Annotated in this window: 1 protein-coding gene; it reads right to left on the bottom strand. The window is 68.1% G+C overall.

The features are described 5' to 3' along the window. Positions 1-556 (bottom strand): response regulator (locus G3N94_RS41860; protein ID WP_241022380.1); only part of this gene is annotated, 556 nt, incomplete at its 3' end. Between the last annotated feature and the right edge of the window lie 153 nt (positions 557-709).

Raw genomic sequence — 709 nt, 5'->3', positions numbered from 1 at the left:
GTACGTGCGAATCTACGTGAGATCGCAGCAGATGCTGTTTCTGACGACCAGGCCGCACCGACACACAACGCCGGTCCCGGCCCCTTTCCCCTCCGCGCCGCTCGTCCGTCCGGGCGGCGGCTTGCGGCTGCGGCGCCTGCCGCACGCGCGCGCGCGACGCCGCGCGGATCTTGTCGGCGAGCTTCTCCGCGTAGTCGAGCATCCCGTCGCGGATGCCGACGCGCGGCTTCGTCACGAAATCAACCGCGCCAAGTTCGAGCGCGCGCAGCGTGATCTCCGAGCCGCGCTCGGTCAGCGACGACACCATCACGACCGGCATCGGCCGCAGGCGCATCAGCTTCTCGAGGAAGTCGAGCCCGTCCATGCGCGGCATTTCGACGTCGAGCGTCAGCACGTCGGGGTTGTGCTGCTTGATGAGCTCGCGCGCGACGAGCGGATCGGGCGCGGTCGCGCACACTTCCATGTCAGGCTGGCTGTTGATGATCTCGGTCATCAGGCTGCGAATCAGCGCCGAATCGTCGACGCACAACACTTTGATCTTCTGCACTGCGTTCATGCCTCCTGCTTTTTCGATACCGTCTGGGCGTATGGGCTCCCCGTGTACGGGCTGCCGGCGGACGGGCTTCCGGCGGACGGGCTTCCGGCGGACGGTCTGGCCGCCGCCGAGCCGCACCCGCCGAACAGCTCGATGCGCGGCCGTGCGGCACGA

It is taken from the genome of Burkholderia sp. Ac-20353 (assembly GCF_017104785.1).
Lineage (GTDB): Bacteria > Pseudomonadota > Gammaproteobacteria > Burkholderiales > Burkholderiaceae > Burkholderia.
This window is presented reverse-complemented; position numbering and strand designations above follow the sequence as displayed.